This is a genomic window from Pseudomonas sp. KH_017 (assembly GCF_057840285.1).
The window spans coordinates 2,401,811-2,425,198 of sequence record NZ_CM174509.1 but is presented as its reverse complement, the minus strand read 5'-3'; the positions used below and the strand labels follow the sequence as shown (position 1 = coordinate 2,425,198).

At 62.3% G+C, this 23,388-nt stretch carries 21 protein-coding genes; 10 read left to right on the top strand and 11 right to left on the bottom strand.

Annotated features, from left to right (window positions below; translation table 11 throughout):
* The gene (locus AC3IT6_RS11025; RefSeq protein WP_150752954.1) at positions 1-669 is read right to left on the bottom strand and encodes an ABC transporter ATP-binding protein; all 669 of its coding nucleotides are present in this window, start codon (positions 667-669) and stop codon (positions 1-3) included.
* Between the two features lie 137 nt (positions 670-806).
* Here AC3IT6_RS11025 and AC3IT6_RS11020 point away from each other — a divergent pair, with 137 nt between their 5' ends.
* On the top strand, positions 807-2,780 hold the full coding sequence (locus tag AC3IT6_RS11020; protein ID WP_489355433.1) for an alkyl/aryl-sulfatase: 1,974 nt from the start codon (positions 807-809) through the stop codon (positions 2,778-2,780).
* A gap of 478 nt (positions 2,781-3,258) precedes the next feature.
* Here AC3IT6_RS11020 and AC3IT6_RS11015 read toward each other — a convergent pair whose 3' ends face one another.
* The 6 genes from AC3IT6_RS11015 to AC3IT6_RS10990 all read right to left on the bottom strand — a co-directional run bounded on the left by AC3IT6_RS11015 (position 3,259) and on the right by AC3IT6_RS10990 (position 12,425).
* Positions 3,259-4,644: a DUF1254 domain-containing protein gene (locus AC3IT6_RS11015; RefSeq protein ID WP_489355431.1), complete on the bottom strand. Its 1,386-nt coding sequence runs from the start codon at positions 4,642-4,644 to the stop codon at positions 3,259-3,261.
* The gene (locus AC3IT6_RS11010; protein WP_489355429.1) at positions 4,641-5,990 is read right to left on the bottom strand and encodes a DUF1254 domain-containing protein; all 1,350 of its coding nucleotides are present in this window, start codon (positions 5,988-5,990) and stop codon (positions 4,641-4,643) included. Before AC3IT6_RS11010 ends, AC3IT6_RS11015 begins: the two co-directional genes overlap by 4 nt.
* A 158-nt stretch (positions 5,991-6,148) precedes the next feature.
* On the bottom strand, positions 6,149-7,486 hold the full coding sequence (locus tag AC3IT6_RS11005) for a DUF1329 domain-containing protein (protein ID WP_489355427.1): 1,338 nt from the start codon (positions 7,484-7,486) through the stop codon (positions 6,149-6,151).
* Positions 7,487-7,497: 11 nt separating this feature from the next.
* Positions 7,498-9,324: a DUF1302 domain-containing protein gene (locus AC3IT6_RS11000; protein WP_489355425.1), complete on the bottom strand. Its 1,827-nt coding sequence runs from the start codon at positions 9,322-9,324 to the stop codon at positions 7,498-7,500.
* Positions 9,325-10,395: 1,071 nt separating this feature from the next.
* A complete protein-coding gene (locus AC3IT6_RS10995; protein ID WP_489355423.1) occupies positions 10,396-11,847 on the bottom strand; it encodes an FAD/NAD(P)-binding protein in 1,452 nt (483 codons plus the stop codon).
* A gap of 14 nt (positions 11,848-11,861) precedes the next feature.
* The gene (locus AC3IT6_RS10990; protein ID WP_150726054.1) at positions 11,862-12,425 is read right to left on the bottom strand and encodes a helix-turn-helix domain-containing protein; all 564 of its coding nucleotides are present in this window, start codon (positions 12,423-12,425) and stop codon (positions 11,862-11,864) included.
* A 15-nt stretch (positions 12,426-12,440) separates the two neighbouring features.
* Between AC3IT6_RS10990 and AC3IT6_RS10985 the strand changes: the two genes are divergently transcribed.
* From AC3IT6_RS10985 to AC3IT6_RS10955, 7 genes are all read left to right on the top strand, one after another.
* Positions 12,441-13,442: a DMT family transporter gene (locus tag AC3IT6_RS10985; RefSeq protein ID WP_489355420.1), complete on the top strand. Its 1,002-nt coding sequence runs from the start codon at positions 12,441-12,443 to the stop codon at positions 13,440-13,442.
* 271 nt (positions 13,443-13,713) lie between these two features.
* The gene (locus tag AC3IT6_RS10980) at positions 13,714-16,632 is read left to right on the top strand and encodes a monovalent cation/H+ antiporter subunit A (RefSeq protein ID WP_489355418.1); all 2,919 of its coding nucleotides are present in this window, start codon (positions 13,714-13,716) and stop codon (positions 16,630-16,632) included.
* Complete coding sequence (locus AC3IT6_RS10975; protein ID WP_007973781.1) at positions 16,632-16,976, top strand: Na+/H+ antiporter subunit C; 345 nt, start codon at positions 16,632-16,634, stop codon at positions 16,974-16,976. Before AC3IT6_RS10980 ends, AC3IT6_RS10975 begins: the two co-directional genes overlap by 1 nt.
* Positions 16,973-18,658: a monovalent cation/H+ antiporter subunit D gene (locus AC3IT6_RS10970; protein WP_489355416.1), complete on the top strand. Its 1,686-nt coding sequence runs from the start codon at positions 16,973-16,975 to the stop codon at positions 18,656-18,658. Before AC3IT6_RS10975 ends, AC3IT6_RS10970 begins: the two co-directional genes overlap by 4 nt.
* Positions 18,655-19,143, top strand: coding sequence for a Na+/H+ antiporter subunit E (locus tag AC3IT6_RS10965; RefSeq protein ID WP_489355414.1), 489 nt, complete (start codon positions 18,655-18,657; stop codon positions 19,141-19,143). The genes AC3IT6_RS10970 and AC3IT6_RS10965 overlap by 4 nt, the downstream gene beginning before the upstream one ends.
* Positions 19,140-19,418: a K+/H+ antiporter subunit F gene (locus AC3IT6_RS10960; protein ID WP_007986253.1), complete on the top strand. Its 279-nt coding sequence runs from the start codon at positions 19,140-19,142 to the stop codon at positions 19,416-19,418. Before AC3IT6_RS10965 ends, AC3IT6_RS10960 begins: the two co-directional genes overlap by 4 nt.
* Positions 19,415-19,777: a Na+/H+ antiporter subunit G gene (locus AC3IT6_RS10955; protein WP_007973772.1), complete on the top strand. Its 363-nt coding sequence runs from the start codon at positions 19,415-19,417 to the stop codon at positions 19,775-19,777. The genes AC3IT6_RS10960 and AC3IT6_RS10955 overlap by 4 nt, the downstream gene beginning before the upstream one ends.
* A gap of 133 nt (positions 19,778-19,910) precedes the next feature.
* On the opposite strand, the gene AC3IT6_RS10950 is transcribed toward AC3IT6_RS10955, so the two are convergent.
* The 4 genes from AC3IT6_RS10950 to AC3IT6_RS10935 form a co-directional block, all read right to left on the bottom strand.
* A complete protein-coding gene (locus AC3IT6_RS10950) occupies positions 19,911-20,348 on the bottom strand; it encodes a DUF3995 domain-containing protein (protein WP_489355412.1) in 438 nt (145 codons plus the stop codon).
* Positions 20,349-20,449: 101 nt separating this feature from the next.
* The gene (locus tag AC3IT6_RS10945; protein WP_489355410.1) at positions 20,450-21,463 is read right to left on the bottom strand and encodes an ABC transporter substrate-binding protein; all 1,014 of its coding nucleotides are present in this window, start codon (positions 21,461-21,463) and stop codon (positions 20,450-20,452) included.
* 118 nt (positions 21,464-21,581) lie between these two features.
* On the bottom strand, positions 21,582-21,785 hold the full coding sequence (locus tag AC3IT6_RS10940) for a hypothetical protein (RefSeq protein ID WP_223444444.1): 204 nt from the start codon (positions 21,783-21,785) through the stop codon (positions 21,582-21,584).
* Entirely contained in the window at positions 21,785-22,255 is a 471-nt protein-coding gene (locus AC3IT6_RS10935) for a hypothetical protein (protein WP_007986246.1), read from the bottom strand. The genes AC3IT6_RS10940 and AC3IT6_RS10935 overlap by 1 nt, the downstream gene beginning before the upstream one ends.
* A gap of 413 nt (positions 22,256-22,668) precedes the next feature.
* Here AC3IT6_RS10935 and AC3IT6_RS10930 point away from each other — a divergent pair, with 413 nt between their 5' ends.
* Together AC3IT6_RS10930 and AC3IT6_RS10925 are read left to right on the top strand one after the other, a co-directional pair.
* Positions 22,669-22,917, top strand: a complete 249-nt coding sequence (locus tag AC3IT6_RS10930) for a hypothetical protein (protein WP_489355408.1) — start codon at positions 22,669-22,671, stop codon at positions 22,915-22,917.
* 161 nt (positions 22,918-23,078) lie between these two features.
* Positions 23,079-23,309 carry a hypothetical protein gene (locus tag AC3IT6_RS10925; protein ID WP_477753131.1) on the top strand — a complete coding sequence of 77 codons (231 nt, stop codon included), beginning with the start codon at positions 23,079-23,081 and terminating at the stop codon, positions 23,307-23,309.
* Positions 23,310-23,388: the final 79 nt, after the last annotated feature.

The following is a 23,388-nucleotide window of genomic DNA, read 5'->3' as shown; positions in this document are numbered from 1 at the left end:
TCAGCGCTCTCCCGCACCGGCCAGGCGACCGCCGCACAGCAGGGCTTTTTCTGCCAGCCGTGCCGCTACGCCGGGACTGTGGGTGACCATCAACAGGCTGGTGGGGCTGTCGTCGAGCAATTCCAGCAGCAACTGCAACACCTCGGCACCGGTGGTTTCATCGAGGCTGCCGGTGGGCTCGTCGGCCAGCAGCAATTGGGGGCGCGATGCTAGCGCCCGGCCCAGTGCGACCCGTTGCTGCTGGCCGCCGGACAGTTGCTCCGGGTAGCGCCGCAGCAGCTCGCCCAAGCCCAGGCGCTGCACCAGGTGCGCCTGCCAGCGCGGGTCATGGCGCCCCGCCAGGCGTGCCTGAATCGCAAGGTTGTCTTCGACCCGCAGGCTGCCGATCAGGTTGAATTGCTGGAACACCAGGCCGATTTCCGTACGACGCCAGTTCGCCAGTTGCCCTTCATTCATCTGTTCCAGACGATGCTCGCCACTGCGGATGCTGCCGCGATCGACCTTGTCCAGCCCGGCGATCAGGTGCAGCAAGGTGCTTTTGCCACTGCCCGACTCGCCCATCAGCGCCAGGCTGCTGCCGGGCCTGAGCGTCAGGTCGACGCCTTGCAGCACCGGCAGCGGCCCCTGCGGTGTGGCGTAGCTTTTGAAAACGCCATGGACTTCAAGCATGGGTCAACCTGCTGGATATGCATGGCCCAAGGATAGCGGCCCTGAATGCTTTTTGTCCGTTGCTGATGATCGCCCCGCCCGAGCCCCGCCCTACCCTCGAAGCTGGTCTGACCATAACGATAAAAAACGGAGACGCCATGCCTCGTTTCACCTTGAGCCCTCGTGGGCTGCTCGCTTGCCTGATCACTGCCTGCCTTGCGCAATCGGTGGTCGCCGCCGATGGACCGGTCGCAGCCAGCCCGCAAACCACGGCCAGTAACGCCGCCGTGCTGCAACAACTGCCCTTCACCGACCGCACCGACTACGAGTCGGTCACCAAGGGCCTGATCGCGCCGTTCAAGGGCCAGATCAAGGACGCTTCGGGCAAGGTCATCTGGGATATCCAGGCTTATGACTTCCTCGCCAAGGATAAGGCCCCGGAGTCGGTGAACCCGAGCCTCTGGCGCCTGGCCCAGCTCAGCGCCCATGCCGGCTTGTTCGAAGTCAGCCCGCGGCTGTATCAGGTGCGCGGCCTTGACCTCGCCAACATGACCATCATCGAAGGTGACGACGGCCTGATCATCATCGACCCGCTGACCATGGCCGAAACCGCCAAGGCGGCGCTGGACCTGTACTACCAGAACCGTCCGCACAAACCGGTGGTGGCGGTGATCTACAGCCACACCCACGTCGACCACTTCGGTGGTGTGCGCGGAGTCATCGACGAAGCCGACGTCAAGGCCGGCAAGGTCAAGGTGTTCGCCCCCGCCGGGTTCATGGAACACGTGATGAGCGAGAACGTCTACGCCGGCAACGCCATGAGCCGTCGCGCGCAGTTCCAGTTCGGCAGCCTGCTGCCCCGTGGCGAAAAAGGCCAGGTCGATGCCGGCCTGGGCAAGAGCACGCCGAGTGGCGGCACGGTCACTCTGATCCCGCCCACCGACCTGATCGACAAGGAACTGGAAACCCGCACCATCGCTGGCCTCGACGTGGAATTCCAGTTGACCCCGGGCACCGAGGCGCCGGCGGAGATGAACCTGTACCTGCCGCAGTTGCGCGCCTTGTGCATGGCGGAAAACGCCACGCAAATGATGCACAACATCCTCACCCCTCGCGGCGCGCAAGTGCGTGACGCCAAGGCCTGGGCCGAGTACCTGGACGGCAGCCTGGCGCGTTACGGCGACAAGAGCGACGTGTTGTTCGCCCAGCACAACTGGCCGACCTGGGGCGGCGAGCGAATCCGCACCTTCCTCGCCGACCAGCGCGACATGTACGCCTTCCTCAATGACCGCACCCTGCACCTGCTGAACCAGGGCCTGACGCCACTGGAAATCGCCGACTCGATCAAGAAACTGCCGGGCAGCCTCGACCAGAAGTGGTACACCCGTGGCTACTACGGCTCGCTGAGTTTCAACACCCGGGCGGTGTATCAGCGCTACATGGGTTTCTATGACGGTAACCCGGCCAACCTCAATCCGCTGCCGCCGGTAGAAACAGCCAAGCGTTCGGTCGAGGCCATGGGCGGCGAAGCGGCGGTGCTGGGGAAAATGCAGGCGGCGATGGCCAAGGGTGAATACCGCTGGGCCGCGCAACTGGGCAATCAGGTGCTGTTCGCCAACCCGGACAACGGCGACGCCCGCAAAGCCCAGGCCCAGGCGCTGGAGCAAATGGGCTATCAAAGTGAAAACGCCACTTGGCGCAACATGTACCTGACCGGTGCCATGGAACTGCGCAACGGCGTACCACCCAATGCGGGCACTTCGGTATCGGTGGACATGGTGCGGGCGATGAGCCCGCAGATGTTCTTCGACTTCCTGGCGGTGCGCCTGGACAGTGAAAAGGCCGTAGGCCATGACCTGACCCTGAACTGGACCTTTGATGACCTGAACCAGGACTTCAACCTGACCCTGCGCAATGGCGTGCTGACCCACCGTGCCGGGCTCAACGCTCAGGCGGATGCCAGCGTCACCATGAGCAAGGCCACCCTGGAGCAGATCAGCCTCAAGCAACTGGATATCCCGACGGCGATGCAGAAAGGCCTGATCAAGTTGCAAGGCAATGGCAAGAAGCTTGGGGAGTTGATGGGCAGCCTCGATACGTTTGCGCCGCAGTTCAATATCGTTACGCCGTGAAACCAGGCACGCTGCCACTGGATGAATGCAGTACCTGTGGGAGCGGGCTTGCTCGCGATGGCGGTGTGGCAGTTGGCATGGATTTTTGAGGGTGTACATATCCGTTTCTGCGGTAACGGCGGCTAATGGTTCCGCCCTTACGGCGGGTCACTTTCGAAAAGCGCGAAAGTAACCAAAGCGCTTTGCCCCTGACGTTCGGCCTCACGAGGGGGCAAGAAGATCAAAAGCCAAAGCCAAAGCAAAAGCGAGGCGGCCTACCGGCCGGCCTGGTTGCTGGCTTCGTTCACCTGTGATTCACAGGATAAATGCAGTACCTGTGGGAGCGGGCTTGCTCGCGAAGGGGCCGTCAGACTCGACATCATCATTGACTGACACTCCGCTTTCGCGGGCAAGCCCGCTCCCACAGGGGACCGGGCTGTTCACAACACTTGTGAATGGCACAGATCCTATGTGGGAGCGAGCCCTGCTCGCGATGCGGTCAGGCAGACACCACTTCAACCACCGGCATTCGCCAGCGTTGATTGACCACCTGCTGCCCGGGTCCATACAGGCGCAGGACCAAGGTGAACGCCCCGCTTGCCGGCGTCGGCAACCAGTTGCTCTGCGCAGGCGGAGCCGTGTTCTGCAGGATCAACGTCAACCCACCGTCCGCGTCCATCTGCATATGATCCCGGCTGCTCAGGCAGTAGCGATTGATCGGGTTGGCCACCAGTTGCCGGTCCGGCAAGTCATACAGCGTCAGCGACCAGAACTCGCTGGCCGGCGGCAATTGACCCGGTGCGAAACGCAGGCGATAGCTTCGTCCGCCCTGCAAGGGTTGCCCCTGATTATCCAGGCGAGTGCCGGTGTAGAAGGCCTCTTCCACGCTGTTGCCGTAGATGCCGACATTCGCCGCGACTGCGCGGTTGAGGTAATTGCCGTTCAGCGCTACGCGAGTGCCGAACAGGCCGAGGGTGGTGCGTACCTGGCTCACCGCGGTTTGCAGTTGCGCCTGGGCGTCTTGAATCCCGGCGAGCAGTGCCTGGCGCGTGGCCTGCGGCAACGTCGCCGGGTCGAAACCCTGGCCGGGCACGATGCCGATCCGGGCAAAGCGTGCACGCAAGGCTTGCTCGGACGGTTGCGTGGGGCACAGGCTGAGGATCTGGTTCAGCGTCGCGATGAACTCCGGCCCCAACCCGGTCTTGCTGTCCCAGGGTTGCCAGTCAATGGCTGGCGCAGCCACGGGCGGCGCACTGCCGATGTATTCATGCAACGCACGCAAACCGTATTGCTGCTGCAAGGCCCGCACCGCCGGCAGGTCATCGGCGTTTTTCAGGCCCGTTCGCCCAAGCACCATGACGATTTCGGTTTCACTGCGCAGCACGGCCTTGACGCCGTCCGGTGTCGGGCCTTGCCAGTCGGGCCCGGCGATCAGGTAGTTCCCCGCTTCGCGACCGGTACTGAGCACGCCGACATAGGCAAAGTTGTGGGTGTACTGGTCGACCAGTTGAAGCACGTAATAGCGCTCGTCATCGATCGCCGGCACGCTCAACACCTGGGGTTCGCTGCGCAGGTCGAGCCAGGCCCAGGAGTACGGCGTGTCGTTGTTCGGCGTGACGATGTCGCGGTTGTTCGGGGTAAACAACTCGCTGTAATGACGAAAGCGGTTGAAGCCGCCGACGTACTCCGGCGCAGACGGGTTGAGCGCCTGTTTCTCCATGGTCTGGTAATGCATGAGCATGGGGTAGGCGTAAATCCACGCCTCTTTGGCAATCTGCCGCAGGTCCTCGGAATCGGCGGCCAGCAACCAGCGCGGAAACATCAGGCTGCCGCCCAATACCCCCATGCCACCCAGCACCCGGCGGCGACTGAAAATCAGGTTCATGATTCGATCCTCGTTATCGTCGGCAACTGATAACGCCCGTCCAATGCCCCGCCCTTGGGCAGATACAGGCGCAACAGCAGGTTGAACGGACCTTGCGGCGTCGGCAGCCAGTTGCCCTGCGGCGCAGCCTTGGGCACATCGGCTTGCAGGATCAGGGTCAAGCCGCCGTCGGCATCGTATTGTAGACCAGGGCTGCGGTCGCCCAAGGCATAACGCTGGATCGGGTTGGCCACCAGCAATTGGGTTTTGCCGTCATACAGGGTCAACGACCAGAACGCATTCACCGGCGGCAATTGCCCGGCCGGGAAATGCAGGCGATAGGCGTGCTGGCCGGTTAGCGCCTGCCCCTCGGCATCGTGCAACGCCATCGGGTACAGCGCTTCCACCGCATCGTTGGCGTAGATGTAGCGCCAGGCGACCGCGGCACGGGTCAGGTCATCGTCGCCGTATTTGCCGACGTTGGACGGCGACGGCAACCAGCCCTGCCGTTCCACCGACAGTTGGCTGGAGGCTGCGCGTACCTGATCGCGACCTGCCTCGGCGCCTTGGGCGACGGCTTCGCTCAAGTTTTCCGGGGCCTGGAAATCGGTCCCCGGCTTCATGCCGATGGCGGCGAAACGGGCCAGTTTCTTTTGCTCTATGGCGGTCCATTGGTGCAAGGGAGCCAGCGCGTTGAAGGTGTTGAACAGCGCCTGCGCCGGCCCTTGTTTGGTGTCCGCATACGCTGGCAGTTGCAGCGGTGCCAACGGTTCAGGGGTCGCGCCGCCATTCACTTTGGACAGCGGTTGCAAGGCGTAGCCCTTCAGCACTTGCGCGGCGTCTTTCTGATCCGCTTCGCCCTTGACTTCGGTCCGACCCAACAGGAAGACCAGCCGGCTCGGCGAGCGAATCACCGCGCTGAAACCCGATGGCACTGGCTCCTTCCAGTCCGGCCCGACAATCAGGTAGCGCCCCGCCTGATCCCCCGTGGCGCGGGTGCCGATGTAGTCGAGGTTGTCGGTGCGCATGTCCACCAGTTGAAAGCTGTAGTAGCGACCTTGCACGGCCGGCACGTCCAGCACCATCGGTTCGCTGCGCAGATCGAGCAAAGCGCGGGAATAGAAGGTGTCGTTGTTCGGAGACACCACTTTGTTGTCTTGCGGGCCGAGCAGGCGCGGTTCGCTGTAGAGACGGTTGAACGGCAGTTTCGCAGCGATGGCGCTGAGCACCTTGTCGTGTTCGACGGTGGCGTAGGCGAACACGTAGGCCTCTTGCGCCAGGGCTTTCGCCTGTTGTTGATCGAGGGTTGCGGCGTGAACAGTGCCCAGGCTCGCGCCCAGGGCCAGAGCGGATATCCAGTAGCGCACGGTAGATCTCCTGTAGCAAAACATCAGCACACACAGATCCCTGTGGGAGCGGGCTTGCTCGCGAAAGCGGTGTGACATGCAACATTGCAGTCGCCTGACACTCCCTCTTCGCGAGCAAGCCCGCTCCCACATTGGATTTGCGGTGGTTTGGCGAATGGTTACTTGGCCCAGCGCCGCAGGTCCGACGGGGTGTAGTCGTCGGTCTTGGCGGCGAAGCCCACGCGCATCGGTTCGGTCTCTTCGTTGGCCAGGCCGCCGGCGTAGTAGCGTCCGGAAATCAGGTCATAGGAGGTTTCCAGCACGTTGTAGGTGAAGCCGTGGTCGTACTGCTGGATCGCGTGCAGTTCACCACTGCGCCACAGTTCACCGCGGCTGTCGTACTGGTCCGACTGGGCGATCTGCCAGCTGTCTTCGTCCACATAGAAGCGGCGCTTGGCGTAGATGTGCCGCGCATCAGGCTTGAGGGTCGCCTCCACCACCCACACCCGATGCTTCTCGTAGCGGGCCAGGTCCTGATTGACGTGGTTGGGCTTGATCACGGTGTCGTACTTGAGGTCGCGGCTGCCGATCTTGTAGCTGTTGTAAGGGATGAACAGCTCTTGCTTGCCCACCAGCTTCCAGTCGAAACGGTCCGGCGCGCCGTTGTAGCCGTCGATGTTGTCGGCGGTGATCAGGCCATTGCTGTAACGGGCGCTGTTGTCGTAGGCGATCATCGGCGCACGACGCACGCGACGTTGCCCCGGCAGGTATTGCCAGGCCGAACGCGGCTCGGCGACCTGGTCGATCGGCTCGTGCACCAGCACCGCCTCGCCGGACAGGCGCGCCGGTTCCAGCACCCGGCTCTTGAACATGAACAGGATGTTCGAGTTGGGCTCCAGCCCGCCCACGGTGTCGGCGAAGTTGATCAAGGACTGGTTGCGCACGTAGCTGGTGGCACCGTTTTCACGCACCAGCGCGGCGCTGCTGATGCGCTCGTAACTGCCGCCGCGATAACGGGTCATGTGGTTCCACATCACCTCCAGGCCTTCGGTGGGCAACGGAAACGGAATGCCCCTGGCATAGTCGTGCAAACCGTTGCCGCCGTCGGCCATGCTGGTCTTGGCGACGTTCTCACGACTGGCCGCCAGCACCTCCTTGGGCAGGTTGGCGCTGCGATGGCTCGGGTAGATGTTCATCTTGTAGGTGTCGGGAAAGCGCTTGAACAACGCGACTTGGCCCGGGCTGAGAAACTTCTCGTACTGCGCCACGTTCTTCGCGGTGACGGTGAACAAGGGTTTCTCGGGCGCATACGGGTCGCTGTAGCCACCCTTGCTGTCGACGGTGCCGGCGTTGCTCGCCAGGCCGCCAGTCCAGGCCGGAATGCTGCCGTCGGCATTGGCTGCCATTTCCGAGCCCATGGGGGTCAGGGTCTTGCCCAGTGCCGCCGAATCAGTGCCTTTGGCCTGGGCCAGGCCGACGGTGCAAGCCAGGGCCAGCACGCACAATTGCATACGCATAACGGTTCTCCTTAGAAGTCTGCCTTGAAGCTGACGGATGCGAAATCGCGGTCGTCGAGGGTGCTGTAGTCGTTGGAACCGAAGAACGCGTTGTAGGCCAGTTCCACGCTGTAATCGTTCATGTAGACGCCGGTCAGGCTCACGCCCAGCGCTTGCTGGCCTTCCTGGAACGGTCCTTGCGGATCGTAGGAATAGCCCGAGATGTCATGCCGCCAGTTGACGGCCGGAATCAGGTTGATGCCCGGCAACACATCGCTGTATTCGAGGCTGGCGCGCAGGCGATAACCCCACGACCAATCGGTGGCAAAGCCCTTGTCGGTGCAGTATTGGTTGGTCACACCGGAAGCCACCGTGTTGCACGGCGTGCCGTTGCGCGGGGCGCTGCGGCCGAACGCGGCGTTACGGCCCAGGCGCTCGTCCCCCAGATCGTCGATGTGCACGACCCCGACTTCACCGAACAGGCTCAGGCGCGTGGCGCCCAGCACGTTGTCGATGGCCTGGGTGGCCGAACCGGTCAGCTGCCAGACGCCCTTGCGTTCCCACGCATCGAACTGGCTGCCATTGGTGGTGCTGAAGCCGGGCGGCAACTGCACCCAGGAACTGCCCCCTGGCCCTGAAATCACGGCGACGTTGACGTCGGGTGCGTTGATCGCGATCGGCATGTTCGGCCGGTAGCTCAACTCACCGGCCAGGGAAATCCCGGTGACAGGCTCGACGCCGTTGAGGCTGATGCCGTACAGGTGAATGTTTTCCGGGAAAGCCGCCGCATAGCTCGGCCCCTGGATGCCACCGGGGAAGGTGCCGGGCAAGGCGGTGTTCCTGGCATTAATGGTGAAATACGGCAACCGCGAGTGATAGTTGATGTAGTAGATCGCCGCTTCCGCATCGTTGAGCGCCGGGATCATCTGGCGCAGGGCGAAACCGAACTGGCCGTTGTCGGACGGCGACTCGTTGCCCCGGGACGTGGCGAACAAACCCGCAGCCTGCATCTGTTGATCGGTCTGTACCTGACTCAGGAACAGCGGCCCGCAACCCGGCTGGATCACATCGCTGCTGGCGAAGAAAGTGGCGCAACCGTCAAGTACGCTGGGGCGCCAGTTGTACTGGTAGAAACCTTCGAGGTTGGTGCTGTCGGTCAGGCCGAAGCTGAAGGAGACCATCTCCACCGGCAATTGGCCTTCCTTGATTTCCACGCCGGGACGGTTGAACGCCGAGATGTCCAGCGGGTTGATCACATTGATACCGTTCTGGATCAGCAGCGCTTCGCCCCAGGACAACACCTGGTTGCCGACCTTCACGCTCAGCGGATGCTCGGCCACCTGGAAGTCTTTCCAGACGTACGCATCGAGCACCTCGAAGCCCTTGAACTTGGCCAGGTCGTCCCAGCCCGAATCGTCGAAATCCTTGAAGCGGCCATTGCCGGTTTCATAGGCGTGGTCGTACCAGTATTTGAAGCGAATGAACGCGCCCTGGCCCTGGCCATCGAGACTGACATCGGTGAGGCCCTTGAAGAGTTGCGAGATCGTGTCGCCCTTCTCGAAATTCAGCCGGTTATCGTCGGCGCTGACGCTGGTGCCATTGGCGTTCACGCCCTGGGCCTGCAAGGCGTTGGCGCGGGTCATCAGGCTTTTGTCGGGGTTTTGCGTCGACCAGCTGCTGCCCAGGCTCAGGCTGGTCTTGGTCGACAGGCTCCAGTCTTCGTTGAGATCGAATGTGGTGGCGTACGTTGGCCCCGTCAGTACGGCAAGAATCGCCAGCGCAAGGGGTTGCGGGCGAGTGTGGCCAAGCCGGTGAAGCCGCGGACGGACTCCGGCTGTGGCCGAGCGTTTTTTTATCATTATTAGGCTCCGATCAGGTTTGCTCAGCCCGGACACGGTGCCCAACTATCGAGCGCGACACGCAAGCGATGGCCGACAAAAAATAATCATCGGGGGTGGCTGCGGGGCAGGCGGTCTTTGTTTTGAAGGTGTACATATCCGTTACTGCGGATGCGGTTACCTGTGGGAGCGAGCTTGGTCCGGGCGGCGTTCCGACGATGGCTGTGTGTCAGGCGATGATTGTTTTGTGGGTGTACATATCCGTTGCTGCGGTAACGGCCGCTAATGGTTCCGCCCTTACGGCGGGTCACTTTCGAAAAGCGCGAAAGTAACCAAAGCGCTTTGCCCCTGACGTTCGGTGCCTCGCCAAGGCTCGGCATGCCCTCGCTCCGGTCCTGCTCCGTGGGCCCGCCGCCATCGGCCATCCATGGCCCAAGAAGTTTTGACACACTCTGGGCCGGCGGCGGCTAACCCGGCATCCATGCCGGGTTGCCCACTGCGCAGAACCTCCTCTCGGCCTCTCGAGGGGGCAAGAAGATCAAAAGCCAAAGCCAAAGCCAAAGCGAGGCGGCCTACCGGCCGGCCTGATCGCGGGGTTCGTTCGCCTGTAATGCTCTTGGTCGGCCGGTAGGCCGCCATCGCGAGCAGGCTCGCTCCTACAGTTGGGCTGGGTACATTCGAAAGAAATTGGTTGGCTGTCAGGCCGCTTTCGCGAGCAAGTCGGATCGCCGCACCGCCGCTCCCACAGAAGAGCAAAGGCAGAGCGGAGTACACCCACGCTTCTAACCACTCATCAGGCCGAGCGTTAGCTCGCCTGCAGCTCTTGATCTTGATTCACCCGCCCCCTCGGCAGGCTGAGTGGAGGCGTTCATCCGGGGATGGGCGCGCAGCGCCGTTCGGCGCAGCCGAACTCATTGCATGTAGGTCGCGCGAAGCCGACCGGAGGGCAATGCCCCCGGATGAATGCCGGAGCGAAGGAACCCCGAGCCTTGGCGAGGGGCCGTACGTAAGGGGCGAGCGTTTTTTTGCTTACTTTTTTTAGGCGCTTGTAAAAAAAGTGAGTCGCCGTAAGGGCGAAACCATAATCAGCCGTTACCGCAGCAACGGATATGCACTCAGACCCACAACCTGATCGACGAGTCCCGTCAGCCGCCCGGCCAACGCCTTGGCCTGGCTCGCCACATCGGTGACGGCGGTACTTTCCCACCACAGGCCGCGCAACGGCGGGCCCATGGCAAACAGGCGGCGGGCGGGCTGACCCTCGGCGTTCAGGACCGCGCCATCGAACTCTGCCGCGATGCCCAAGGCCAGCGGCCCGGGCCGGATCAGGTCACGGGCGAGCAATTGCCGGGGCAACGGCCGCGCAACCCGGCGCCAGTCGTATTCGATACCGCTGGAGTTGATCAGGGCGGCACCGCTGACCACACAGCTGTGCGCCTCGCCGCGCCGTCGAAGGCGAATACTCACCTCGCCATTCAGCGAAGGCTCAAGGCCCTGGTAAGAGGCTGCGTGAATACGTAACCGCCCTTCTCTATTTAAGCGCTCCACCAGTTCGGCACTCAAGGGTGGCGAGCGGTGGTGATGGCTTTCCCACCACGGCCGCACATGCCGCACGAACTGCCGACGCTGCACGTCCGTCGCCTGATGCCACAAGCGACCGATATGTGCCCGCACCGTGTCCAGTGGTGCCTGCCAGTCGATGCCCTGGGCGATCGCGTCCCGGCAGTGTCGACGCAGTTCGCGCATCAACTGGCGAGGTGTGCGGATGCCCTGATCCTCAGCGAGAAAATCCACCCAGGCCGGTGGCTGGCGACGCACATGGGGCAGCAGGCCATGCCGGGAAAACACTTCGATCGGCCCGCGATGCCCGGCCTGTTCCAGGGACACCACGGCGTCGACCATGGTCAGGCCGGAGCCGATGATCATGACCGTCGATTGCGGATCGAGCCGCTGCATGGCCGCCACGTCCCACGGATCGAGGGCGGTCGCATTCAAGCCGCTGGACCGGGTTTGTGGCGTGCGCGCGGCGGGAAACATCCCGGTGGCCAGCACCGCAAAAGCGCCCTGCAAGCATCGGCCATCGCTCAAGGTCAACCGCACGGCGTCGGCATCGGTTTGCAAATCGACCACCTCGGCCTGCACATGCTCGACCGTCGAACCGTTCAAGGCGCCCACCGCCTGCGCTTCGGCCAGGCGTTGCCGGGCGTACAGGCCGAAAATCCCCCGTGGCGGAAACAGTTCGCTGATCGGCACGTGCTGCTGATCCGATTCCGGCCAGCCGCCAGCCTCGATGTACCCGGTCAACCATTGGGTCAGGTCGTCGGCGTTGTCCGGGTCGACACTCATCCGCGCCGCGTTGCCGTTGAGCGTATGGCCCAGTTCCACCGCGCTGTAGGCTTCGCCCCGCCCCAACTCGGCCCGAGGCTCGATCACCAGCACCCGGCGCCGGCCCGGCAAACGCATCAACTGCGCCGCCAGCAGCGCGCCACTGAGGCCGCCACCGACAATCAGGATGTCGGCGTCATTGGTCAAGGTCTGGCCCATCGTGCACTCCCTGTTCAGATCACCACATTACGCACAAACTTCGCCGCCACCGCCCCGTCGTTGCGATAACAGTGTGGCTGGTTGCTGGCGAACATGAAGAATTCACCCGCCGCGATATTCTGCGCCTGGTCGCCGAGCATAACGGTCAGGCAACCTTCGAAGACATAAATCTGCTCGCTCCAGCCATCGGCGTCCGGCTCCGACGGATACACCTCGCCCGGTTGCAGGCACCATTCCCACTGCTCGACTTCGCGGCTGGCCTGGGCTTTTGAGAGCAACACCGCTTTACTGCCGGGGATCGTGCCGGTCCAGGCCAGCTCATTGATACGGCTGGGATCGCGGGCGTCGGGCGCCTGGATCAAATCACTGAAGGCGACGTCGAGGGCTTCGGCCACGCGGTCGAGGGTAGTCAGGCTGACGTTCTTTTCCCCCGCCTCGATTGCCACCAGCATTCGACGGCTGACACCGGACTTTTCGGCCAGCGCGGTCTGGCTCAGGTCGGCGGCATGGCGCAAGCGACGGACGTTTTGACTGACGTGCTGGAGGACTGAAGCCCGTTGGGTAGAATCTTTGTGCACTATATTGCTCACTGAGTGGGGTTGGGCAGTATACTGCGCAACATTCGGCGCATTGTGCGTCCCCCTCCAGCAGCGTGCAAGGTCATGACGTCGGTGAACTCCCCAAAGGCTTCCTCCCGTTTTACAAGGTTCAGCAAGGCCGAATGCGTGCTGGTGCTGATCACCATGGTCTGGGGCGGTACCTTCCTGCTGGTACAGCATGCGATGACCGTCAGTGGCCCGATGTTTTTCGTCGGCCTGCGCTTTGCCGCCGCCGCGAGCATCGTCGCCCTGTTTTCCTGGCGTCACCTGCGCGACCTGACCCTGTTCGAACTCAAGGCCGGGGCGTTTATCGGCGTGGCCATCATGCTCGGCTACGGCTTGCAGACGGTCGGGCTGCAGAGCATTCCCAGCAGCCAATCGGCATTCATTACCGCGCTGTACGTGCCTTTCGTGCCATTGCTGCAATGGCTGGTGCTGGGACGGCGTCCGGGGTTGATGCCGAGCATCGGCATCATGCTGGCCTTTACCGGGTTGATGCTGTTGTCCGGGCCGTCCGGCGCGTCGTTCAACTTCAGCCCCGGTGAAATCGCCACCTTGATCAGCGCCGTGGCCATTGCGGCCGAGATCATCCTGATCAGCACCTATGCCGGCCAGGTCGATGTGCGCCGGGTGACGACGGTGCAACTGGCAGTCACTTCGGTGCTGTCGTTCCTGATGGTGGTGCCGACCAACGAGGCGATTCCGGACTTCTCCTGGTTGCTGCTGTGCAGCGCGTTGGGCCTGGGGGCGGCGAGTGCGGCGATTCAGGTGGCGATGAACTGGGCACAGAAAAGCGTTTCACCGACCCGCGCCACACTGATCTATGCCGGCGAACCGGTATGGGCCGGGATTGTCGGGCGCATTGCCGGGGAACGCTTGCCGGCGATTGCCCTGGTCGGGGCCGGGTTGATTGTGGCGGCGGTGATAGTCAGTGAGTTGAAGACCAAGGGCAAGACTGCGGCTGAGGAAGAGTTGGAGCGGGAAACCCAGCGATAAACCGCTGGTTCTGTATGGCTGGATAGGCCGCCATCGCGAGCAAGCTCGCTCCCACAGGTTCAGAGGCGTTCACATAATTTGTGTACGACGCGGACACTGTGGGAGCGGGCTTGCTCGCGAAGGGGCCGGAACTGGCTCCCCAACCTCTCTCTGAAACAATGTGAATCAGGGCTTTTCCGTCTACCGTGTAGGATTCTGCGACAGCTTGGCGTTTGGTGATCCGGGAACTGGCACGTATGATGCTTCACAAACTTCCGCAGATTAGAAGCCTATGTCCCTGATAGTTCTACTGCTTCTGCCTTTCATAGGCAGCTGTTTGGCGGCCGTGTTGCCGCACAATGCCCGTAACGCCGAATCCCTGCTGGCTGGCCTGATCGCCCTGATCGGCACTGTTCAGGTCGCGTTCCTGTACCCGCAGATCGCCGATGGCGGCGTCATTCGTGAAGAGTTTTCATGGCTGCCCAGCCTGGGCCTGAACTTCGTCCTGCGCATGGACGGTTTCGCCTGGCTGTTCTCAATGCTGGTGCTGGGCATCGGCACCCTGGTTTCGCTGTACGCCCGCTACTACATGTCGCCGAACGATCCGGTACCACGATTCTTCGCGTTTTTCCTGGCCTTCATGGGCGCCATGCTCGGGCTGGTGATTTCCGGCAACCTGATCCAGATCGTGTTTTTCTGGGAGCTGACCAGCCTCTTCTCGTTCCTGTTGATCGGCTACTGGCACCATCGCGCCGATGCCCGGCGCGGTGCCTACATGGCGCTGATGGTGACCGGTGCGGGCGGGTTGTGTCTGCTGGCGGGGGTCATGCTGCTTGGCCATGTGGTCGGCAGCTATGACCTGGACAAGGTCCTGGCCGCCGGCGACCTGATTCGCGCCCATGCCCTCTACCCGATCCTGTTGCCCCTGATCCTTATCGGCGCACTGAGCAAAAGTGCGCAATTTCCCTTTCACTTCTGGCTGCCCCACGCCATGGCCGCGCCGACGCCCGTGTCGGCGTATCTGCACTCGGCGACCATGGTCAAGGCCGGGGTCTTCCTGCTCGCGCGGCTATGGCCCGCGCTGTCGGGCAGTGAAGAATGGTTCTACATCGTCAGCGGCGCCGGCGCCTGCACCCTGTTGCTCGGGGCGTACTGCGCGATGTTCCAGAACGACCTCAAGGGATTGCTGGCCTACTCGACCATCAGCCACCTGGGCCTGACCACCCTGTTGCTTGGCTTGAACAGCCCGCTGGCCGCCGTCGCCGCGGTGTTCCACATCCTCAACCACGCGACGTTCAAGGCCTCGTTGTTCATGGCCGCGGGCATCATCGACCACGAAAGCGGCACCCGCGATATCCGCAAACTCAGCGGCCTGTACAAGCTGATGCCGTTCACCGCCACCCTGGCCATGGTCGCCAGCGCCTCGATGGCCGGCGTGCCGTTGCTCAACGGTTTTCTCTCCAAAGAGATGTTCTTCGCCGAAACCGTGTTCATCAATGCCACGCGCTGGGTCGAACTGAGCTTGCCGATCGTGGCAACGATTGCCGGTACCTTCAGCGTGGCTTACTCCCTGCGCTTCACCGTGGATGTGTTCTTCGGCCCGCCCGCGACCGACTTGCCCCACACACCCCACGAACCACCGCGCTGGATGCGCGCGCCGGTGGAATTGCTGGTGTTCGCCTGCCTGCTGGTGGGGATCTTCCCGGCTCAGATAGTCGGCCCGCTGCTCGCGGCGGCGGCGCAACCGGTGGTCGGCGGCACGCTGCCCGAATACAGCCTGGCCATCTGGCACGGCCTGAACGCGCCGATGATCATGAGCCTGATCGCCTTGTCCTGCGGCTCCGTGCTTTATCTGCTGCTGCGCAATCAATTCAAGCGCGGACGCTTCGACCGTCCGCCCGTCGTCGGGCGCCTGGACGGCAAGCACCTGTTCGAATACGCGCTGGTCGCCATCATGCGCCTGGCCCGTCGCCTGGAACCGCGGATTGGCACCAGGCGCCTGCAAATGCAGTTGTTCCTGGTGGTGCTCGCCGCCGTGCTGGCGGGGTTGATTCCCATGCTGCACAGCAGCCTTCACTGGGGTGACCGGCCGAAAATCCCCGGGTCGATCGTCTTCGTCACCCTGTGGTTGCTGGCCATCGCCTGCGCCCTTGGCGCGGCCTATCAGGCCAAGTATCACCGCCTCGCGGCCCTGACCATGGTCAGCGTCTGCGGCCTGATGACTTGCGTCACCTTCGTCTGGTTTTCCGCGCCGGACCTGGCCCTGACCCAACTGGCGGTCGAAGTGGTGACCACGGTGCTGATCCTGCTGGGCCTGCGCTGGCTGCCACGACGGATCGAGGAGGTCTCGCCGTTACCGGGCAGCCTGCGCCGGGCGCGGGTGCGGCGTATCCGCGACTTGCTGCTGTCGACCGCGGTCGGTGTCGGCATGGCGTTGCTGGCCTACGCCATGCTGACGCGCCAGACCCCCAACGACATTTCCTCGTTCTACCTCAGTCGTGCCTTGCCCGAAGGCGGCGGCAGCAACGTGGTCAACGTGATGCTGGTGGACTTCCGTGGTTTCGACACCCTCGGTGAAATCACCGTGCTGGTGGCCGTGGCCCTGACCGTGTTCGCCCTGCTGCGCCGCTTCCGTCCGCCGAAAGAAAGCCTGCAACTGCCGGCCCAACAACGCTTGCTCGCGCCGGATGTGGTCACCGACCTGGTCAACCCGCGTCACGCCAGCGACACCGCGCTCGGTTTCATGATGGTGCCGGCGGTGCTGGTGCGCCTGCTGTTGCCGGTGGCACTGGTGGTGTCGTTCTACCTGTTCATGCGCGGGCACAATCAACCGGGCGGCGGTTTTGTCGCCGGGCTGGTGATGTCGGTGGCGTTCATCCTGCAATACATGGTCGCCGGCACTCAGTGGGTCGAGGCGCAAATGAGCCTGAGGCCACTGCGCTGGATGGGCACCGGACTGATGATTGCCACGGCCACCGGGCTGGGCGCGATGGTCGTCGGCTATCCGTTCCTGACCACCCACACCTGGCATTTCTCGTTGCCGCTGCTGGGTGACATTCACCTCGCCAGCGCGCTGTTCTTCGACATCGGTGTGTACGGCGTGGTGGTCGGCTCGACCCTGTTGATCCTCACCGCCCTCGCCCACCAATCGGTGCGTGGCCACAAAACCGCCGCCCAGCCCAGATCCGTTGCCGCCAAAGGAGCCGTCTGATGGAAGAAGTCATCGCAATCGCCATCGGCGTACTGGCCGCGTCCGGCGTCTGGCTGATCCTGCGCCCTCGGACGTTCCAGGTGGTCATGGGCCTGTGCCTGCTGTCCTACGGTGTCAATCTGTTCATCTTCAGCATGGGCAGCCTGTTCATCGGCAAGGAGCCGATCATCAAGGACGGCGTGCCGCAGGACCTGTTGCACTACACCGACCCGTTGCCGCAGGCACTGGTGCTGACGGCAATCGTCATCAGCTTTGCCATGACCGCGCTGTTCCTGGTAGTGCTGCTGGCCTCCCGGGGCCTGACCGGAACCGACCATGTGGATGGCCGGGAGCCCAGGGAATGATGGCGATGACTCACCTGATCGTCGCGCCCATCCTGCTGCCGCTGCTGACCGCCGCGATCATGCTGATGCTCGGCGAGAAGCACCGGCCGCTCAAGGCGAAGATCAATCTGTTCTCCAGCCTGCTCGGGCTGGGCATTGCCGTGGCATTGTTGCAATGGACACAAACCACCGGCGTGCCCGGCTCCATCGGTGTGTACCTGCCGGGCAACTGGCAAGTGCCGTTCGGCCTGGTGCTGGTGGTCGATCGCCTGTCGGCGTTGATGCTGGTGCTGACCGGCATCATCGGCGTCAGTGCCCTGCTGTTCGCCATGGCACGCTGGGACAGCGCCGGTTCGAGTTTTCACGCGCTGTTCCAGATCCAGATGATGGGCCTTTACGGTGCGTTCCTCACCGCTGACCTGTTCAACCTGTTCGTGTTCTTCGAGGTGCTGCTGGCCGCGTCCTACGGGTTGATGCTCCACGGCTCGGGCCGGGCGCGGGTGTCGTCGGGGCTGCATTACATCTCGATCAACCTGCTGGCCTCGTCGCTGTTCCTGATTGGCGCGGCGCTGATCTATGGGGTCACCGGCACGCTGAACATGGCCGACCTGGCGGTAAAAATCCCGCTGGTGTCCGAGGCTGATCGTGGCTTGCTACACGCCGGTGCGGGGATCCTGGCCGTCGCGTTCCTGGCCAAGGCCGGCATGTGGCCGCTGAACTTCTGGCTGGTGCCGGCCTATTCCTCGGCCAGCGCACCGGTGGCGGCGATGTTCGCAATCATGACCAAGGTCGGCGTGTACACCTTGCTGCGCCTGTGGACGCTGCTGTTCTCCGCCCAGGCCGGGGCATCGGCGTTCTTTGGCGGTGACTGGCTGATCTATGGCGGCATGGCGACCATCGTCTGCGCCGCCATGGCGATCCTCGCCGCGCAACGCCTGGAGCGCATGGCCAGCCTGAGCATCCTGGTGTCGGCGGGCATTCTGTTGTCGACCATCGGTTTCGCCCAGCCGAACCTGGTCGGCGCGGCGCTGTTCTATCTGTTCAGCTCGACCCTGGCGCTGAGCGCGCTGTTCCTGCTGGCCGAACTGATCGAGCGCTCGCGCTCGGCCAACGAAATCCTGCTCGAAGATGAAACCGAATTGCTGCCGCGGCCACTGGAATCCCTGCATCCGCCCAGAGGCACCAACCTCGACGACGACCAGAAAGCCGTGGTCGGCCAGGTGATTCCCTGGACCATGGCGTTTCTCGGCCTGAGCTTCATCGCCTGCGCCTTGCTGATCATCGGCATGCCGCCGCTGTCCGGGTTTATCGGCAAGCTCGGGTTGATTGGAGCGTTGCTCAATCCGCTAGGCCTGGGCAACAGCGGCGATGCACCGATTTCCAATGCTGCATGGGGCCTGTTGGTGTTGTTGATTGTGTCCGGGCTGGCGTCGCTGATCGCATTCTCGCGCCTGGGCATCCAGCGTTTCTGGACGCCAGCGGAACGGCCATCGCCCCTGCTGCGACGCCTGGAATGCGTGCCGATTTTCGCCCTGCTCGGCTTGAGCATTGCGCTGACCTTCAAGGCCGATCCGCTGCTGCGCTACACCCAGGCCGCCGCCGATGCCTTGTACAACCCGCAGCAATACGTAATGGCGGTGCTCGACACACGCGTCGTACCGAACCCGTCGGCCGTAGCGGCCCCGCAGGAGGTGCAACCGTGAAGCGCCTGTTTCCGGCACCCTTGCTGTCGCTGGCCCTGTGGTTGCTGTGGCTGTTGCTGAACCTGTCGATCAGCCCCGGCAACCTGCTGCTGGGTGCTGCGCTGGGGTTCTGCGCGCCATTGATGATGCGCAGGCTGCGTCCGCTGCCGGTGCGCATCCGTCGTCCCCGGGTAATCCTGCGCCTGGTCCTGCTGGTCGGGCGCGATGTACTGGTGTCCAACATTGCAGTGGCCTGGCGCGTGCTCAATGCGGGGCGTCGCCCGCCCCGCTCGCAATTCATCAAGGTGCCGCTGGACTTGCGGGACGCCAACGGCCTGGCTGCACTGTCCATGATCACCACGGTAGTGCCCGGTACGGTCTGGTCGGAGCTGGCGCTGGACCGCAGCATTTTGCTGCTGCACGTCTTCGACCTGGACGACGAGGCGCTGTTCATCCAGCACTTCAAGGCGACCTACGAACGTCCGTTGATGGAGATCTTCGAATGAGCCCGTTGCTGTCGAACGCGATCCTGCTGAGCCTGTTCTTCTTTTCCCTGGCGATGATCCTGACCCTGATCCGCCTGTTCAAGGGGCCATCGGCCCAGGACCGGGTTCTGGCGCTGGACTACCTGTACATCGTCGCGATGCTGATGATGCTGGCGTTGGGTATTCGCTATGCCAGTGACACCTACTTCGAGGCGGCGCTGCTGATCGCCCTGTTCGGCTTCGTCGGCTCGTTCGCCCTGGCGAAATTCCTGCTGCGTGGTGAGGTGATCGAATGAATACGCCATTGTCGTTGTGGGTGGAGATCCCGGTGGCGATCCTGCTGGTGCTCGGCAGCCTGTTTGCATTGATCGGCGCCACGGGCCTGCTGCGCATGAAGGATTACTTCCAGCGCATGCACCCACCGGCCCTGGCCTCGACGCTCGGCGCCTGGTGCGTGGCGCTGGCTTCGATCATCTACTTTTCGGCGCTCAAGTCCGCGCCGGTATTGCACGCTTGGCTGATTCCGATCCTGCTGGCGATTACCGTGCCGGTGACGACCTTGCTGTTGGCCCGGGCGGCGCTGTTTCGCAAACGCATGGCCGGGGATGATGTGCCGGCCGAAGTGAGCAGCCGGCGTACGGAGAGTGGTAGTTAGACCAAAGTTTTGTATTGACTGGACCGGCCTCTTCGCGAGCAAGCCCGCTCCCACAGGGATTGCGCTGAACCCTGTGGGAGCGGGCTTGCTCGCGAAGGCTATAGACCAGCCAACACAGCAAGACCGGTCTGCCTCAGACCCAGGCCACCGCCAACAACCCCGCCCCCAACACCACACACAACGGCGAGTAAACCCAGGTGTCGAGCCGGGCAAACTTCGAGCCTTTAACCTCTTTGAAAAACCCCACCAGCTCCGAATCGCCAATGGCCCGGGCAAACAGCAAAATCGCGATTGCGCTGATCACCCACTGCAATGACCAGTGATGCAACGATGGCAGCCACCAACCCACCCGCAAGCACACCAGCACGGCAATCAACAGCAACACCCCGGCCACCACCAGCGTGATCCAGCCTCGTGGCTTGAACGCCGGTCGCAGTTGCGCGCAGCCCTCCTGCGGTACTTGCGGGACCGCCGCCACCGCCGCCCACTCGCCACCCAACGCCCAATACACATGCACCAGACTGATCACTGCGAAGATCGTCACCAGCCATTGAGCCAACAACAGGGTCATGGTTCAGAGATCCTTGAAAGGGATATGAACAGAACAGGCTAGTCGGCTTTTCCTGAAGTGCGCGGCCGAGTGCAAGACCAAATGCTCATACCGGCGGCCGCTCACATTCCGGCGGAGACTTTATCCGCCACGTCCTTGGGCAACCACGCCCGCCAGACGTCCGGATGAGCCTTCATGAACGCTTCCGCCGCCTGACGTGGCGGCGTATGTTTCTCGCTCATTTCGGCCAGTGCTTTGTTCAGGGGATCGATCGGAAAGTCGACCTTGGCGAAGAACTCGGCAATCTGCGGGTATTGCTTCTGGAAGGGAGTGGACACACCGATCGACAACTTGGAGGCCAGGGAGCGGGTCGGCTGTGGATTGGGGTTGTCGGCGTCGGTCAAGGTCTTCCAGGCTTCGGCGTCGAACGGTGGCTCTTCGAGTTGGATCAGCTTGAAGCGGCCGAGCAACGGCGTGGGTGACCAGTAGTAAAACAGCACCGGCTTGCCACGATGAATTGACGAACTGATCTCTGCGTCCAGTGCCGCGCCCGAACCGCTGCGGAAGTTCACGTAGCTGTCGTCCAGCCCATACGCCTTGAGCTTCTGCTTGTTGACCACTTCCGAGGTCCAGCCGATGGGGCTGTTGAGGAAACGTCCCTTGGTCGGGGCTTCCGGGTCCTTGAACACGTCTTTGTAACGCGGCAGGTCGCTGACGCTGCGCAGGTCCGGCGCCAACGCCTTGATGCCCTTGGCCGGGTCGCCCTTGATCACATATTCCGGCACCCACCAGCCTTCGGTAGCGCCCTTGACCGTGTCGCCGAGGCTGACGACTTTGCCTTCGGCTTCCGCCTTGACCCACACCGGGCTGCGACCGGCCCACTCTTCGCCAATGACCTGGATGTCATTGTTGGCCAGCGCGGTTTCCAGGGTGATGGTGGTGCCCGGCAAGGTGTCGGTCGGCAGCCCGTAGCCCTTCTCGACAATGATACGCAAGACGTCGGTGATCAGGCTGCCGCTTTCCCAGTTCAGGTCGGCGAAGTGGATCGGCGTCTGGGCGGCAAACACCGGGGCGGGTGTCGCCAGCAAACCGAAAGTGGCCAGGACCGCAGCCAGCAACCGTCGAAATCCGTTCATGCTTTTGCACCTCGTGCTGTTCACAGCAATAGCAGGATGGCCTGGCAGTAGACCGCGAAGCCTCTGAATACTCAGTCCACTGACTGTAGTAGAGGTTCCTGCTTTCGAGGTGCGTGGGTCAGTTTTCGGAGGTTTCCTGCAAACGCATCAGTTCACGTCTGACCATGCTGGCGTATGCCGCCGGTTGCAGTTGGTAAAGCTGTGACGCCACCCAATTCAGCCAGGCTCCTTGCAGAATGGTCTTCTGCCCGAACAGCCGCCGCGCTTCGTCTTGAGCGCTGGCCAGGTTCTGTTCGTGGAAGTCGGCGCGGGTCAGGGTCATCACTCGCTGGCCTTGAAAGTCACCAGTTCGCCCTTGCGCCACTTGGCTGCCTTGGCGGTGACGGCCTTGAGGGTCTTGGTCAGGCCTTCCTGCAACTGTTGATGGGCAGCGAACACCATCACCACGCTGTGACCTTCCTTGAACACGATCCCCTGACCGTCGGCCGTAGTCACGAAGGCGTAATCGCCAATGCCGTAAACCGTCAGCTTGATGTCGCGGAACTTGATGTCCAGCTTGCCGCCTTCGCGACTGGGCAGCACGGACGCGCTGAAATGATCGCCGACCTTGAGTTTGAGTCCGGGTTTGTCGTCCACCACCAGGGCTGATTCGGTGTCGATTTCGGCAATGTAAATGCCTTCAGCGTTCTGTTCAGTGATGTAAACGAAACGTGACTGAAACTGCTTGACCAGCTTTGCGCGCAAATCACCCAGCACGAACAAAGCATGCATATCGAGATTACTTACTGCCAAGGAAACATCCCCACATCTGAAAAATGGTGCCGTGCGCGAAAAATAAACGCACAGCCAAAAAAGCGGCAATGCCGAAGGTGTCGCCAAAGAACCCGGATTGAAGTCCTGAATGAGCAGTGCACTCATTCATCACGAAGCTTGAGAAGACTACTGGAACGTCACTCGCGTCGTCCTGCCTGGCGTTCGTCACAGGCTGAAGGAAAACGCCCTCCCTGCTGCCAGAAAATCATGGACTATCAACTTTGGGGAAAAATCTCATCAAGAAAAAAATCTTTTCCTACATATCGTCCGCAAAAAATTGCTTTAGATAAACATCATTCACCCACCAGTGGGGGTGATTCTAGAGCAGCGATGCTCTTGGAGACTAGCCAAAACGACGTACATACGTCGGTAAACAATGAAAAGGACTTCATATGTGCACGCTGACTCACTTTGCTTATCCCGTGGTGCCTGACTCGGAAACAGCGCCGATCCCGCACCCGATACGGTTTCGCCACCATGAACCGCTTCACGATGTCCCGGCCCGCCCGCGATTTCAGGTGGTGATGGCGGGCATTGCCTTCTTTCATATCAAGGATATTTCGACAGGCTGCGTAAGAGGTTTCCGAGCTGATCATAACGAAGCCTGTGCCCTCGCCCGGTTTCTGGAATCACATTGTTGACATGCCCGCCGTGCTCATTTCCATCGACATTTCGTCTGCCCGCCGACTTATCTCAGCCGTCGACGGGCAACTACTGCCATACTGCCCGCCAAATAAAACGGACCCGCAGAAAATCGGGTTGCGTTGACAACAACAATGTTTTTCCAGGGGAAGTCGGCAACGTGACGGAATTTGATATCGGCGAGTTTTTTATCCGGGGTGAAGCCAGAGAAGTCGAGGGTGAATTCCAGGCCGTGATTGTCATGCGGGCCAAACCACCGCTGAAGACCGTGACGTATTACCAGGTCGAAAAGGATCGCTGGTTCAAAACCCCGGATGTGGCCGCCATTGCGGCCCAGGAATCGGCCAGGGAACTGAAGGCCGCGGTCGATGCGGGTGCATTGAAAGCCTGATTGCCGGGTTGGCGGTGAGCGAAGACGCTGACTGGGCGCAGGTGGTCGACGACCTGAACCTGCGCATGCACTAGATGCA